The organism is Phycicoccus avicenniae, from assembly GCF_018139485.1.
Lineage (GTDB): Bacteria > Actinomycetota > Actinomycetes > Actinomycetales > Dermatophilaceae > Phycicoccus > Phycicoccus avicenniae.
The window spans coordinates 295689-310399 of the sequence record NZ_JAGSNF010000001.1 but is presented as its reverse complement, the minus strand read 5'-3'; the positions used below and the strand labels follow the sequence as shown (position 1 = coordinate 310399).

The window sequence follows — 14711 nt, the reverse complement described above, 5'->3', positions numbered from 1 at the left end:
CGGTCCCACGGACAGGCTAGGGAGACCCGGCGACGGTGCCGTGCACGACACGCGGCGCCACGGTCACCGCCGTCAGCGGTCGGGGTCGCGCGAGATCCCCGGGAGCAGGGTGTCGCCGCTGCGCAGCGCCGCCAGGGCGTCCGGGCTCACCTGCTCGACGTACCGCAGCCCCTTGCGGCGGTAGCGCACGAGCTGGACGGCCCCGAGGGCCCAGAAGAGGTACTGGACCGACATCGCCACCCGCATGTCGGTGAGGGTGTACTCCGACGGACCGCCCGGCGCCCGGACGTCGAGGACGACGCCGATGAGGGCGATGCACAGGAGGGAGGCGACGAACCCCCCGCTGTTGACGACCCCGCTCGCCCGGCCGAGGTGGCTCGAGCGGTGGAACGTGCGCGCGAGGTCGAACCCCACGAGCGAGCTGGGCCCCCCGACGGCGGTGACGACGGCGAGGGCGACGAGCAGCCCCGTCGGGGCGGGGCCGGGCCACAGCAGGACGACCGCCCACGACGCCGCGATGGCCAGGACGATGCCGAGGACGAGCTGCGAGCGGCGGAAGGGCGAGCGGGCCGTCACCGCCGCGATGACGGGCCCCGCGACCATCGCCGTCACGGTCATGACGACGAGGACGACCGACGCCGTACGGGTCGACATTCCCTCGCTCACGAGGAACGGGAAGCCCCACAGCAGCGTGAAGACGGTCGTGCTGAACTGCGAGGTGAAGTGCACCCAGAGCCCGAGCCGGGTCCCCGGGTTCCCCCAGACCTCGGCGAGGGTGCGGGCGAGCGCTCGCACCTTGATCCGCTCGACGGCCTCGCCGCGGTACGGCGAGTCCCGCACGACGAGTAGCAGCGCTACGGACAGCACGACGCCGGCGCCCGCGGCGACGGCGTACGCCCTGGTCCAGCCCCACACCGAGAGCGCGGCGGCGAGCGGGGTCGCGGCGACCACGGCGCCGAGCTGGCCGGTGACCCCGGTGACCTGCGTGACGAACGGGGCCTGCTTGACCCGGAACCACAGCGCCACGAGCCGCAGCAGCGAGGTGAAGACCATCGCGTCGCCCGCGCCGATGAGGACACGCGCGACGATACCCACCTCGAAGGACCCGGCGACCGCGAACACCGCCTGCCCCCCGGACATCAGGAGCAGCCCGACGAGCATGAGGCGCTTGGAGCCGAAGCGGTCCAGGAGCACCCCGACCGGCACCTGCATGCCGGCGTAGACGAGCAGCTGGACGACGGTGAACGTCGACAGCTGGGCGGCGGAGATGTCGAAGCGCTCGGCGGCGAGCAGGCCGGCGACGCCGAGCGAGGTGCGGTGGAAGACCGCGAGGACGTAGACCGAGAGGCCGACGACCCAGATCGCCCAGGCGCGCCGACGCCCGATCGAGTGCACCTGGCGCAGGACGGGCTGGGTCACCCGCCGATTCTAGGAACCCGCCCCGACGCTCGCGACGGTGTCCGCCGCGCGGTTGCGAGGATGGGGGCATGAGCAGCGAGCGCGACCACGGACCGCCGCAGCCGCGGTCCCCCGAGGACCTGCGCGCCGAACGCCGCCGGCAGGCCACCGAGGCGGCGGAGTACCACCACGCCGCCGCCCGGCGGGCCAAGGAGGCCGAGGCGCGCACGACGGCCCCGGTCGTCGCCGCCTTCGCCGAGGACCTCCGCGCCGCCGGGGTGCCGTCGACGCCGCTGAAGGCACGTCCCTACAGCGGGCGGGGGACGCTGCGCACGGACGTCGAGGGCTGGTACGTGCGGCGGGACCGCTCGATCGGGGTGGGCACCGACGGCCTCTGGTACGTCCTCGTCGTCCCGCCGAGCCTGCGCGGGCGCCTCCTCGGGATCCACCTCGAGCCCTCGTCGGCGCCGCTCACCGTCGGCGCGGGCGGCCGGGACGGTGACTCGGTCGACCTCGGGACGCTCCTGGACCTCCGGCGCGCGGCCGGCGCCGACTTCCCCGCCTGAGACGGCCCGGACGCCCGGCTCAGGCGAGCGAGTCCTCCCAGGCCCGGTGCAGGTCGGCGTACCGGCCTCCGGACCGGGCGGCGAGGACGGCCGGCGGTCCGTCCTCGACGACCCGCCCGTGCTCCATGACCAGCACCCGGTCGGCGATCTCGACGGTCGAGAGCCGGTGGGCGATGATGACGGCCGTCCGCCCCGCGAGGACGGTGCGCAGCGCCCGCTGGACCAGCCGCTCGGACGGCACGTCGAGCGAGGACGTCGCCTCGTCGAGGATGAGGACGGCGGGGTCCGCGAGGAACGCGCGGGCGAACGCGACGAGCTGCCGCTGGCCGGCGGACAGCCGGCCGCCCTGGTTCGCGACGACGGTGTCGTACCCGTCGGGCATCGCGCTGATGAACTCGTGGGCGCCGAGCGCCCGCGCGGCGGCGACGACGTCGTCCATGGAGGCGTCGGGACGGCCGAAGCGGATGTTGTCGGCGACCGTGCCGGAGAAGAGGTAGTTCTCCTGGGTCACCATGACGACGTCCGCGCGCAGGGTGTCGCCGGCGAGGCGCCGGACGTCGTGCCCGTCGAGGAGCACCCGCCCGGCGGTGGGGTCGTAGAAGCGGGTCGCGAGCTTGGCGAGCGTCGTCTTCCCGGCACCGGTCGTGCCGACGACGGCGACCGTCTGCCCCGCGGGGATCGTGAGGTCGAGGTCGGGCAGCACCGGACGGCCCTCGACGTAGTGGAAGCCGACGTGCTCGAAGCGCAGCTCGCCCCGGATGCCGTCGACCTCCTCGGGGTCCTCGGGCTCGGGGACCCCGGGCCGCTGCTCGAGCACCCCGGCGAGCTTGTCGAGGGCGGCGCACGCCGACTGGAACGTGTTGTAGAACTGGCTGATCTCCATCATCGGCTCGAAGAACTGCCGCAGGTACAGCAGGAATGCCGCGAGGACGCCGACCGTCACCTCGCCCTGCGTCGCGCGGTAGCCGCCGTAGAGCAGGACGACGGCGATCGTCACGTTGCCGATGAGCCGGATGCCCGGCATGAAGAGCGCGACGAGCCGGAACGCGACGAGGCTGGCCCCGCGGTACTGGTCGCCCACGTCGTCGAAGATCTCCTGGTTGCGCGGCTCGCGGCGGAAGGCCTGGACGGCGCGCACCCCGCCCATCGTCTCGACGAAGTGGACGATGACGAGCGCGACCTTCTCCCGGGTCACCCGGTAGCTGCGGGCCGAGGCCGTGCGGAACCAGTTCGTCACGAGCGCGAGGAACGGGCCGCAGAGCAGCGCGACGAGCCCGAGCTCGACGTCGAGGAACAGGAGGATGCCCGCGGTCCCGACGAGGGTGAGCGCCGCCGTGACGAGGCCGTCGAAACCGGTCTCGAGCATCTCGTAGATCGCGTCGACGTCGGAGGTCTGCCGGGAGATGACCCGCCCGGAGGTGTACGTGTCGTGGAAGGCCGGGCTGAGCGCCTGGAAGTGCCGGAAGACCCGGCGGCGCACCTGGTAGAGCACCTGCTGGCCGATCCGGCCCTGCATGAGGAGGAAGCGGTGCCTGGCCAGCGCCTGGCTCAGCGTGGCGACGAGGACGAGCCCGACGACGAGCAGGAGCGGACCGAGGTCGTCGTCCTCGCGGATCGGCGGGATGCCGACGTCGATGCCCTCCTTGACGAGGTAGGGGATCGAGAGCCGGGCGACGTTCTCGACGAGGACGACCGCGACGAGCACCCCGAGCGCCTTGTGCCACGGCCGCAGCAGCTCGCGCAGCAGGCGGCGGGCGGCGTCGCCGCTGCCGGAGGTGAGGTTCTCCGCCGCGTCCTCGGACACGTCGGCGAGCGACCCGCGCCACCGCCACCGGTCGGCGCGCTCCTCGGCCGCGTCCTGCTCGACCTCCTCGGGCGCGGGGCGGTCCTGGACGCTCACGCGGGGACCTCCGCGTCGTCGTCGGCGTCCGCGGCGAGCAGGTCGCGGTAGGCCGGGACGGTCGCGAGGAGGTGCCGGTGGTCGCCGACGTGGGTCACCGTGCCGTCCTGGAGGAGGGCCACCCGGTCGGCGAGCAGGACGGTCGAGGCGCGATGGGCGACGACGAGCGCCGTCGTGTCGGCGAGGACCCGCCGCAGGGCGTCCTCGACGAGCCGCTCCGTGTGGACGTCGAGCGCCGACAGGGTGTCGTCGAGGACGAGGACGCTCGGACGGGCGAGGACGGCCCGGGCGAGGGCGAGCCGCTGCCGCTGGCCGCCGGACAGGGCCATCCCCTGCTCGCCGATCCGGGTGTCGAGCCCGAACGGCAGGTCGTGGACGAAGTGCGCCTGGGCCACGTCGAGCGCCTCCTCGATCTCCACGTCGCTCGCGTCGGCCCGGCCGAGGGTGAGGTTCTCGCGGGCGCTCATCGAGAACAGCGTGGGCTCCTCGAAGGCGGTCGCGACGAGCGAGCGCAGGTGCTCCAGCGGCAGGTCGCGCACGTCGACGCCGTCGATCGTCACGCGTCCGCCGGAGACGTCCCAGAGCCGCGGCAGCAGCGCGGTCAGAGCCGTCTTGCCGGACCCGGTCGCCCCGACGAGCGCGACGGTCTCCCCCGGCTCGAGGGTGAGGTCGAGGCCGCGCAGCACCGGCTCGTCCGGCGCGTCCGGGAAGGCGAACGAGACCCCCTCGAAACGCACCGCGCCCCGCGGGTGGGCGATGACCCGGTCGCCGCCGACGACGGTCGGCTCGGTGTCGAAGATCTCGAGGATCCGCGCGGAGGAGGTCATCGCCTCCTGGGCCATCGCGAGGATGACGCCGAGCGAGCTGACCGGCCACACGAGGCTGAGCATCAGGGTGATGAAGGCGACGAGGTCGCCCGCGGACAGCTCGCCCCGTCCGACGCCGACCGCCCCGAGCCCGAGGACGAGCACGACGGCCAGGTTCGGGATGGCCGCGAGGAAGGTCCAGAACCGGGCCGAGAGCGACACCTTGCGCAGGCTGGTGCCGAGCAGGGTCGTCGCGGCCGCCTCGTACTGCCGGGACACGTGCTCGGCGCGCCCGAAGGACTTCACCGTGCGGATGCCGACCGCGCCCTCCTCGGACAGGGTCGCGAGGTCGCCCTGCTCGTCCTGCACCTGCCGGGACACGACGACGTACTGCTTCTCGAAACGCATCGAGAGCCACACGACGGGGACGGCGGTCGCCCCGACGACGAGCCCGAGCGGCCAGTACATGTGGAGCAGCACCCCGGTCGTCACGAGCACCTGGACGACGTTGGTGAGGAGGAAGAGCATCCCGAACCCGCTGAACCGGCGGATCGAGGACAGGTCGGTCGTGGCGCGGCTCAGCAGCTGGCCGGACTGCCACCGCGAGTGGAAGGCCATCGGCAGGCGCTGGAGGTGGGCGTAGAGGTCGTGCCGGATCGTCGTCTCGAGCCCGAGCACCGCCGAGGACTGCACCCAGCGGCGCCACCACGTGAGCACGGCCTCGAGGACGCCGAGGGCGAGGGCGAGGCCGGCGAGCGGCACGAGGGCCCCGACGTCACCGCCGGTGACCGGGCCGTCGATGATCTCGCGGATGACGAGCGGGATGCCGATCGCGAGACCGACCCCGGCGAGCGCGGTCGAGAGCATGACGACGAGCGCCCCGACGTAGGGGCGCAGGTACCCGCGCAGGCGCCACAGCGACCGCACGTCGGCGGGTGGGGTGGCGTCGGGGTCCGGCCCCAGGGGGGTGCGTCCCTGGTCAGCGGAGGATGACATCGTTCTCGACTCTACGACCGACCACCGACGGGGCGGGGGTCGCGTCCCCGCCGCATCGGGGTCAGGATAGACGGAGCACCACCGATCCCAGGAGGTAACGATGCCCGGTCGCAAGGACCCCGGCCCGTCCGTGAAGGACGACGAGCTCTACGAGTCGCTGCGCGAGGACGGCGCGAGCAAGGAGAAGGCGGCCCGGATCGCCAACTCGGCGGCCCGGACCTCTCGGCGCTCGGTCGGGAAGCGGGGCGGCAAGGCCCCGTCGTACGAGGAGTGGTCGGTGGCCGACCTCCGGCAGCGGGCCCGCGAGCTCGACGTCGAGGGACGCTCCTCGATGCGCAAGGCCGAGCTCGTCGAGGCGCTGCGGTCCCGGTGACCCCCCGCCGTCCGTCCTTCCCCCGCCGACGCGAAGGCGCCCGGGAGACGCGTGCAGGGGGTTCGAGTCTCCCGGGCGCCGGCTCGGGGGCCCGACCCGCGACGGGCGCGGACGGACGCGAGTAATGTACACCGCACTGACCCCGACCGACGCACCGTCCCGGCCCTCGGCTGTGCGGTGTCTCAGGAGGACGGCATGAGGCTGCTGCTCGTGGAGGACGAGCGCGCCCTCGCCTCGGCGGTGTGCGAGGCGCTGCGCGAGGCCGGCTGGGTGGTCGACCACGCCGAGGACGGACGGGACGGGCTGCGCCGCGGCGTCGCCGGACATTACGACGTCATCGTGCTCGACATCATGGTCCCGGGGATGAACGGCTACGACGTCCTCAAGCACCTGCGGGAGCACGAGGTCTGGGCGCCGGTCCTCATGCTCACGGCCAAGGACGGCGAGTTCGACCAGACCGACGCCTTCGAGCTCGGCGCCGACGACTACGTGACGAAGCCGTTCAGCACCCCCGTCCTGCTCGCCCGGCTCCAGGCCCTCGCCCGGCGCGGCACCCCCGAGAAGCCGGTCGCGATGTCGGCCGCCGGGCTCACCCTCGACCCGACGACCCGCCGGGTCACCCGCGAGGGGCGCGAGGTGCAGCTCACCGCCCGCGAGTTCGCGCTGCTCCACCACCTGATGCGCCGCTCCGGCCAGGTCCAGAGCAAGGCCGAGATCCTCGAGAACGTCTGGGACTCGGACTACCCCGGTGCCGACAACGTCGTCGAGGTCTACATCGGCTACCTGCGGCGCAAGATCGACACCCCCTTCGACGCCCGCATCATCGAGACCGTGCGCGGGATGGGCTACCGGCTCAACCCGGTTCCGGGGTCGCAGGAATCCTGACGACGAAGCGGCACCAGCCGTCCGGGCTCTCCGTGGCCCGCACCGTGCCGTCGTGGGCCGCCGCGATCTCGGACACGATCGCCAGGCCCAGCCCGGTGCCGCCGGTCCCTCGGGTGCGCGAGTCGTCGAGCCGCACGAACCGGCCGAAGACCCGCTCCCGGTCCTCCTCGGCGATCGGCGGGCCGTCGTTGTCGACGGTGAGCCGGGCGTGCTCCCCGTCCCGGGTCAGCGACACCCGGACCGAGGTGTCCCGGTGCCGCTCGGCGTTCTCGAGCAGGTTGCGCACGACCCGGCCGAGGCGGGCCTGGTCGCCGTCGACCCGGACGGGCTCGACGGTGACGGCCGCCTGGAGCCCCCGCGAGCGCAGCGCGGCCGTCTCGGACAGCACGACGTCGTCGAGGTCGACCTCCGCCCGGTGCAGCACCATCGCGTGCTCGTCGGCGGACGCGAGGGTCAGGAGGTCACCGACGAGGACGGTGAGCCGGTCGACCTCGGCGGTGGCCCGGGCGGCGACGGCCTGCCGCTCGGCGGCGGGACGGTCCTCGGCGAGCCGGTCGAGGAGCACCCGGATCGTCGCGAGCGGGGAGCGCAGCTCGTGGCCGGCGTCGGCGACGAAGGCCCGGCGCGAGGCGTCGGCGCGCTTCATCCGGTCGAGCAGGTGGTTCATCGTCTCCGCGAGCCGGGTCAGCTCGTCCCGGCCGGCGGGCACCGACAGCGCGGGCCCGGCCGCTCCGCCGGTGGCGGCGACCGCCTCGACCTGGTCGCGCATCCGCTCGACGGGCCGCAGCGCCTGGCCGACGGCGAAGGTCGTCACGGCCCCGAGCACGGCGACGAGCCCGATGGCGCCGATCGTCGCGAACTCCGCCGACCGGCCGAGGGCCGTCGACTCGACCCGGGTGGGCACGGCGACGAGGACGAGGAGGTCGGTGACCCCGTCCGAGGCGACGGCGTCGGCGGCGGCGACGACCCACGTCCCGTTCTCCTCGCCGGGGACCTCGTCGAGGCTGCCGACGCGCAGCTGGCCGTCGCGCAGCCGGGGCAGGGCGACGGGCACGTCGGGCGCCCCCTGGCTCGCCCCGAGGACCTCCTCGGTCGCGGGGTCGACCACCTGGACGATGCGGTTGCCCCCGATGACCCGGTGGCTGCGCATCGCCTCCTCGACGTCCTGGTCCGCGAGCTCGCTGCGCAGCTCGGCCGCCTCTGCCCGCGCCACGTCCTCGGCGCTGGCCCGCAGCACCTGGCCGAGGGAGTAGTAGACGATCCCGGCGAGCGCGGCGCTCACGAGGACGACGACGGGCAGGGTGAGCACGAGGATCCGGCTCCGCAGTCCCAGCCGTCCACGCATGGGGCGAGTCTAGGTCGCGGGGGCGTCAGTCGAAGGCGGCCCGGACGGCGGCCATGTCCTCGCCCCCGTGCCCCCGCTCCGACGCCGCGTCGAACGTGGCCCGGACGGCGTCGAGCAGCACGGTCGGCACGCCCGCGGGGCCGGCGGCCTCGACCATGAGCCCGAGGTCCTTGCGGACCCCGTCGAGCGCGAAGGACGGCGTCGCCCAGTCCTCCTCGAGCATCGCCCCGCCCTTGAGCCGTGCGTACGGCGAGTCGACGGGACCACCCTCGATCGCCTCGAGGAAGAGCCGCGGGTCGACGCCGAGCGACTCCGCGAGGGCGAGCGACTGCCCGGTCCCGGCCGTGAGGAGGGCGACCCACGCGTTGCACGCGAGCTTGAGCGCGCTCGCCGCCCCGACGGCGTCGCCCGCGACGACGGTCCGGGAGCCGACGGCCCCGAGGACGGGCGCGACCCGCTCGCGCAGCGCCGCGGGACCCGAGAGGAGCACGACGAGGGCGCCGTCCTCGGCGGGCCCCCGCGTCCCGAGGACGGGCGCGTCGAGCACCCGGTCACCGCCGACCTCGGCCACCCGGCGCGCCCCGTCGACGCCGACGGTCCCGCACTGCAGCCAGACCCCCTCCGGGGCGAGGGTCTCGACGACCTCGCGGCCGACGTCCACCGCCGCGTCCGCGTCGAACAGCATCGTGAGGACGACGTCCGAACCCGCGACGGCCTCCCCGACGGAGGCCGCGACGACGGCACCGTCGTCCGCCAGCGGGGCCGCCCGGTCCGCCGACCGGTTCCAGGCCCGGACCTCGTGCCCCTCGCGCAGCAGCGACCGCGCCATCCCCGACCCCATGATCCCCGTGCCCAGCACCGCGACCTGCATCGACGTCTCCTTCCACGACGTGGCGTCCGCGCCCGCGGACCTCCTCACCATGCCACCGGTCCTCGGACGGGAGGACCGTCGGTGCGCGTCGCTACGCTGCGGCGATGGCGAGCACGCACCCGGCCGACGGGCACGACCTCATCCGGGTGCGCGGCGCCCGCGAGAACACCCTGCGCGGGGTCGACGTCGACCTGCCGAAGCGCCGGCTCACCGTCTTCACCGGGGTGTCCGGGTCGGGCAAGAGCTCGCTCGTCTTCGCGACCGTCGCCGCCGAGTCGCAGCGGATGATCAACGAGACCTACAGCGCGTTCGTCCAGGGGTTCATGCCGGCCCTCGCCCGCCCCGAGGTCGACCACCTCGACGGGCTCACGACGGCGATCATCGTCGACCAGGAGCGGATGGGCGCCAACTCGCGCTCCACCGTCGGCACGGCGACCGACGCCAACGCGCTGCTCCGCACCCTGTTCAGCCGCCGCGGCGAGCCGGCCATCGGGCCGCCCAACGCGTTCTCATTCAACGTCCCGACGTCGACGACGAGCGGCACCCGGACGACCTCCACCGGGGAGACCGTCGTCGTCGAGGGCGAGACCTACCTCGGCGGGATGTGCCCCCGGTGCGAGGGCATGGGGCGGGTCAGCGACATCGACCTCGCGCAGCTCGTCGACGAGTCGCGGACCCTCGCCGAGGGCGCGATCACCGTCCCGGGGTACACCCCGGACGGGTGGCTCGTGCGGGTGTACACCGAGTCCGGGCTCGTGCCCGCCGACGTCCTGGTCCGCGACCTCACCGCCGAGCAGCGGGAGGTCTTCCTGTTCGGCGAGCAGCGCAAGGTCAAGGTCGCCGGCATCTCGATGACGTACGAGGGGCTCGTCCCGAAGGTCCGTAAGTCCATGCTGTCCAAGGACGTCGACGCGATGCAGCCGCACGTGCGGGCCTTCGTCGAGCGGGCCGTGACCTTCCAGCCGTGCCCGGAGTGCGAGGGGACCCGGCTCACCGCCGCGGCCCGGTCCTCGCTCGTCGGCGGGCGCTCCATCGCCGACCTGTGCGCGATGCAGATCAGCGACCTCGCCGCGTGGGTCCACGACCTCGACGAGCCCACGGTCGCCCCGCTCGTGCGGGCCCTGGGCGCGCTCCTGGACTCCTTCGTCGCGATCGGCCTCGGCTACCTCTCCCTCGACCGGCCCTCCGGGACCCTGTCCGGCGGAGAGGCGCAGCGCACGAAGATGATCCGCCACCTCGGCTCCTCGCTCACCGACGTCACGTACGTCTTCGACGAGCCGACGGTCGGGCTCCACCCGCACGACATCGAGCGGATGAACGCCCTGCTCCTCGCCCTGCGTGACAAGGGCAACACCGTCCTCGTCGTCGAGCACAAGCCGGAGACCATCGCGATCGCCGACCACGTCGTCGACCTCGGTCCGGGCGCCGGGACCGACGGCGGGACGGTGTGCTTCGAGGGGACCGTCGAGGACCTGCGGCGCAGCGACACCGTGACGGGGCGCCACCTGGACGACCGGGCCCGGCTCAAGGACGCGGTCCGCGAGCCGACGGGGGTCCTCGAGGTCCGTGGGGCCTCGACGCACAACCTGCGGGGGGTCGACGTCGACGTCCCGCTCGGGGTGCTGTGCGTCGTCACCGGGGTCGCGGGGTCGGGGAAGAGCTCGCTCGTCCACGGGTCGGTCGCCGGGCGCGAGGGCGTCGTCGTCGTCGACCAGAGTGCGATCAAGGGGTCGCGGCGCAGCAGTCCCGCGACGTACACCGGGCTGCTCGAGCCGGTCCGCAAGGCGTTCGCGAAGGCGAACGGGGTGAAGCCGGCGCTGTTCTCGGCGAACTCCGAGGGCGCGTGCCCGACGTGCAAGGGGTCCGGGGTCGTCGTCACCGACCTCGGGATGATGGCGACGGTCGAGTCGCCGTGCGAGGACTGCGGCGCCCGCGGGTTCCAGCCGTCGGTGCTCGAGCACACCTTCGGCGGGCACTCCATCGCCGACGTCCTCGCGATGTCCGTCGAGCGGGCGCGGGCGCTGTTCGGTGCCGGGGAGACCCGGGTCCCGGCCGCGGTCGCGGTGCTCGACCGGCTCGTCGACGTCGGGCTCGGGTACGTGACGCTCGGTCAGCCGCTGACGACGCTGTCCGGCGGCGAGCGCCAGCGGCTCAAGCTCGCGGTGCGGATGGGCGAGCGGGCGCGGGTCTACGTCCTCGACGAGCCGACGACCGGGCTGCACCTCGCCGACGTCGACCAGCTGCTCGGGCTGCTCGACCGGCTCGTGGACGGCGGCACGTCCGTCGTCGTCATCGAGCACCACCAGGCCGTCATGGCGCACGCCGACCACGTCATCGACCTCGGCCCGGGGGCGGGGCACGACGGCGGGCGGGTCGTCTTCGAGGGGACGCCGGCACAGCTCGTCGCGGACGCCTCGACGCTCACCGGCCGCCATCTCGCGGCCTACGTCGGCCCCTGACCTCGCCCGCTCCGGCGGCGACTCAGGTGGGGCCGAAGCGCTCGGTCCGGATCGCCGACGGCCGGTGCCCGAGGTCCAGCAGGTGCTCCGTCGCGCTCTCGACGAACCCGGTCGGCCCGCAGACGTAGACGACCGGCGGGACGTCGGTCGCGTCCGGGCCCGGCAGGTCGGCGGCCCGCAGCCGGCCGGGGGCGCGGGTGTCGTCGGGCAGCCCGCCCCGGCTGTACAGCCGGTCGACGACGAGTCCCGGCGTCGTCCGGGACAGCGCGAAGAGCTCGTTCGTGTAGACGACGTGGTCGGGCGTGCGCACCGAGTAGACGAGGTGGAAGGGCGCCGGGTCGCCCGTGCGGGCCTTCTCGCGGACCATCGACATGAGGGGCACGATGCCCGAGCCGCCCGCGACGAGCAGGACCGGGCCCGGCGTCCCGGCGGTCCAGCGGAACCAGCCGCCGACCGGCCCGCGCACCTCGCACTCGTCGCCGGCGCGCATCTGCGCGACGAGGTGGGGCGATACCTCGCCCTCGGTGACGGCCTGGACGGTGAGGACGAGCCGCCCCTCCTCCGGTGCGGAGGCGAGCGAGTACGTGCGCTGGGCGGTGTACCCGTCCTCGGCGGTGAGCCGGACGTCGACGTGCTGGCCGGGGTCGTGGCCGGGCCAGCCGGGGACGTCGAAGGTCAGCGTGCGGGCCGTCCGGGTCTCGAGCCACCCGTCGTCCATCCGCGCCCGCAGCCAGGGCAGGGGCCCCGCCATCAGCGCTGCTCCGTCACCTGGTCAGTCGCCGACGTAGCGCTGCTCGCGCCACGGGTCGCCGTAGGAGTGGTAGCCGAGCCGCTCCCAGAAGCCGGGGCTGTCCTCTCGGAGCAGCTCCAGGCCCGTGAGCCACTTCGCCGACTTCCACAGGTACAGGTGCGGGACGAGGAGGCGGACCGGGCCGCCGTGCCACGGCTCGAGCGGCCGGCCGTCGTACTCGAAGGCCACCCAGGCCCGGCCGTCGACGAGGTCGGCGAGCGGGAGGTTCGTCGTGTACCCGTCCGCGGAGTGCGCGAGGACGTGGTGGGCGCCGGCCCCCGCGTCCCCCAGGACGGCGCCGACGGGCACGCCGCGCCAGCGGGTGTCGAGCTTGCTCCACGTCGTGACGCAGTGCAGGTCGGTCTCGACGTCCTCGGCCGGCAGGGCGCGCAGTCCTCGCCAGTCGAGCGTGGACCTCGACCCGTCGACGTCGGTGACGGTGAGCGTCCAGTCGTCGGTGGACACCCGCGGCGTCGGTCCGATGGCGAGGACGGGGAAGTCGGTCTCGAGGTACTGACCGGGCGGGATGCGCGGGTCGGGCTCCCGGCGACGGCCGTGGAAGCCCCGGGTCACGACGGCCATCCGGACCACCTCTCCCTCTCGACGGGGCCAGGGTGCCACAGGGACCGCAGCGCGCGGTGACGGCGTCCGCGGCCCGGATCGCTCGTGGAGCCGGCGGCCCGCGGCTCGTTACAGTGACCGGATGAGCGCTTTCGGACGGAAGACCGCCTCGTGCCCCGAGTGCGGGGCGGGCGTGCGCGCGGACGACCGCTTCTGCTCCGAGTGCGGGCTGGACCTGTTCGCCGGGACGGCGGAGCCGGGCGAGGGCGGCTACCCGCAGCAGAGCACGTCGCTCTACGACGAGATCATGCCCGGGGCGGGTGCGGCCGCGGTGGGGACGGCCGCGGCGGACGACCGCGACCACGGCGACGACGACCACGGGCACGACGAGCGCACGTACGACGAGGACCTCGCCCCGACCGACGAGCAACCCGTCCACCGCCCCGAGGACCACGCAGTCGAGCAGCCGACGGCGGCCCACCCCGGTTCCGCCGGCCCGGACCCGCGCGACGCCGAGCCGCAGGGATCCGGTCCCGCACACTACGACCCGTACGACGCCGGCGACGGGTACGACGAGCCGAGGTACGACGGCCCGGCGCCCGTCCGTGCGGCGTACGGCGCCCCCGCCCCTCGGGCCGAAGCCGACGACGCCCACGACCCCTACGGCCCCGACGCCTACGACGACCGGGGCGTCCCGGTCGACGGGGACCGCAGGAGCCGCGGCGGCGGGGTGCTCTTCCCGGCGCTCGTCGTCCTCCTCGTCGTCCTGCTCGCCGCCGCCGGCTGGCTGCTGCTCGGCCCGGACGGCGACGACTCGCAGACCGCGGCCCCGAGTCCGTCGTCCACCGGCAGCGTCTCCCCGAGCCCCGAGGACTCCGCGTCCTCGGAGGGCGAGCCGTCGGAGTCCCCGTCGCAGTCGCCGTCCGCCGAGGAGTCCGCCGACGAGCCCGAGGCGGTCGAGATCCCCGCGTCCGCCGAGCAGTGCGAGGAGGTCGGCGGCGCGACGGCCTACCGCGGCAACGACGTGACGAGCTGCCCCTTCGCGGTCTCCGTGACGCGGGCCCTGCTCGAGGACTCGCCGGACCTCCCGGCGACCGTCACCGCGACCTCGCCGGTCACCGACGAGGAGTACGCCATGGAGTGCGAGGACACCGCGCCCGTCGTGTGCCGCGGGGGCGACGACGCGGTCGTGTACGTCGAGCGCCCCGACGAGGGGTAGATCACCCGGCAGCGGACCCGTCGTCGAACGACCCCCCGCGGCCGATCCGCACCGGCCCCCGCACGTCGCGCCCGACAGGCTCGCCCTTCTGCAGCACCCGGACGACTCCTCCGTCCGCGAGGTCGAACGCCAGGTCGCGTGCGGGCCTCGACCAGGGCTTCCAGTCCTCGCCGCCGACGACCCGGGCGACCTCGCTCGGGCACACCGTCCCGTCCGGCCGGTGCCGCAGCAGGGTGCGCAGTGCCGCGGTCATCCGGGTGGCCCGGCCCTCGTCGGACGGCTCCTCCCACCACGGCTCGCCCCGCTCCCCGAGGGCGACCTTGGCGTCCTGGACCCGGTGCCGCGCGGCGTCGCCGTCGGAGCGGACGGCACGACGGGCGGCCATGAGCTCGGCGACGAGCTCGGCCCGGAGCCGGTCGGGGATACCGGGGTCGCTCGCCCGCCAGCGCCGTCCGTCGACGACGACGTACCTGCCGTCGGCGGTCCGTTCCGGCTCGTCCGCGCCCATCTCCTCACCGTACGGGCACCGGCCCGGTGGGTCC

At 74.4% G+C, this 14711-nt stretch carries 13 protein-coding genes; 5 read left to right on the top strand and 8 right to left on the bottom strand.

The window, feature by feature from the left end; translation table 11 throughout:
- Positions 1-72 precede the first annotated feature (72 nt).
- On the bottom strand, positions 73-1419 hold the full coding sequence (locus tag KC207_RS01460) for an MFS transporter (RefSeq protein WP_211601109.1): 1347 nt from the start codon (positions 1417-1419) through the stop codon (positions 73-75).
- Between the two features lie 68 nt (positions 1420-1487).
- Between KC207_RS01460 and KC207_RS01455 the strand changes: the two genes are divergently transcribed.
- Positions 1488-1964: a hypothetical protein gene (locus KC207_RS01455; protein WP_211601108.1), complete on the top strand. Its 477-nt coding sequence runs from the start codon at positions 1488-1490 to the stop codon at positions 1962-1964.
- A gap of 19 nt (positions 1965-1983) precedes the next feature.
- Here the strand turns inward: KC207_RS01455 and KC207_RS01450 are convergent, their stop codons facing one another.
- Positions 1984-3864, bottom strand: a complete 1881-nt coding sequence (locus tag KC207_RS01450) for an ABC transporter ATP-binding protein (RefSeq protein ID WP_249138479.1) — start codon at positions 3862-3864, stop codon at positions 1984-1986.
- Positions 3861-5666: an ABC transporter ATP-binding protein gene (locus tag KC207_RS01445; RefSeq protein WP_249138478.1), complete on the bottom strand. Its 1806-nt coding sequence runs from the start codon at positions 5664-5666 to the stop codon at positions 3861-3863. Before KC207_RS01445 ends, KC207_RS01450 begins: the two co-directional genes overlap by 4 nt.
- A gap of 100 nt (positions 5667-5766) precedes the next feature.
- Here KC207_RS01445 and KC207_RS01440 point away from each other — a divergent pair, with 100 nt between their 5' ends.
- The gene (locus KC207_RS01440; protein ID WP_211601107.1) at positions 5767-6039 is read left to right on the top strand and encodes a DUF7218 family protein; all 273 of its coding nucleotides are present in this window, start codon (positions 5767-5769) and stop codon (positions 6037-6039) included.
- A 195-nt stretch (positions 6040-6234) separates the two neighbouring features.
- On the top strand, positions 6235-6924 hold the full coding sequence (locus KC207_RS01435; RefSeq protein ID WP_211601106.1) for a response regulator transcription factor: 690 nt from the start codon (positions 6235-6237) through the stop codon (positions 6922-6924).
- Here the strand turns inward: KC207_RS01435 and KC207_RS01430 are convergent.
- Positions 6893-8269, bottom strand: a complete 1377-nt coding sequence (locus tag KC207_RS01430) for a sensor histidine kinase (RefSeq protein WP_211601105.1) — start codon at positions 8267-8269, stop codon at positions 6893-6895. The genes KC207_RS01435 and KC207_RS01430 overlap by 32 nt on opposite strands.
- 25 nt (positions 8270-8294) lie before the next feature.
- Positions 8295-9191 (bottom strand): NAD(P)-dependent oxidoreductase, encoded by an 897-nt coding sequence (locus tag KC207_RS01425; RefSeq protein WP_211601104.1) that lies wholly within the window; start codon positions 9189-9191, stop codon positions 8295-8297.
- A 53-nt stretch (positions 9192-9244) separates the two neighbouring features.
- Here KC207_RS01425 and KC207_RS01420 point away from each other — a divergent pair, with 53 nt between their 5' ends.
- Entirely contained in the window at positions 9245-11599 is a 2355-nt protein-coding gene (locus tag KC207_RS01420) for an ATP-binding cassette domain-containing protein (protein ID WP_211601103.1), read from the top strand.
- Positions 11600-11621: 22 nt separating this feature from the next.
- Here the strand turns inward: KC207_RS01420 and KC207_RS01415 are convergent, their stop codons facing one another.
- Together KC207_RS01415 and KC207_RS01410 are read right to left on the bottom strand one after the other, a co-directional pair.
- The gene (locus tag KC207_RS01415; protein WP_249138477.1) at positions 11622-12350 is read right to left on the bottom strand and encodes a ferredoxin reductase; all 729 of its coding nucleotides are present in this window, start codon (positions 12348-12350) and stop codon (positions 11622-11624) included.
- A 21-nt stretch (positions 12351-12371) separates the two neighbouring features.
- Positions 12372-12971, bottom strand: a complete 600-nt coding sequence (locus KC207_RS01410; protein ID WP_211601102.1) for a molybdopterin-dependent oxidoreductase — start codon at positions 12969-12971, stop codon at positions 12372-12374.
- Positions 12972-13092: 121 nt separating this feature from the next.
- Between KC207_RS01410 and KC207_RS01405 the strand changes: the two genes are divergently transcribed.
- Positions 13093-14169 carry a zinc ribbon domain-containing protein gene (locus KC207_RS01405; protein ID WP_211601101.1) on the top strand — a complete coding sequence of 359 codons (1077 nt, stop codon included), beginning with the start codon at positions 13093-13095 and terminating at the stop codon, positions 14167-14169.
- A 1-nt stretch (position 14170) separates the two neighbouring features.
- Here KC207_RS01405 and KC207_RS01400 read toward each other — a convergent pair whose 3' ends face one another.
- The gene (locus KC207_RS01400) at positions 14171-14677 is read right to left on the bottom strand and encodes a DUF3253 domain-containing protein (RefSeq protein WP_211601100.1); all 507 of its coding nucleotides are present in this window, start codon (positions 14675-14677) and stop codon (positions 14171-14173) included.
- Positions 14678-14711 lie beyond the last annotated feature (34 nt).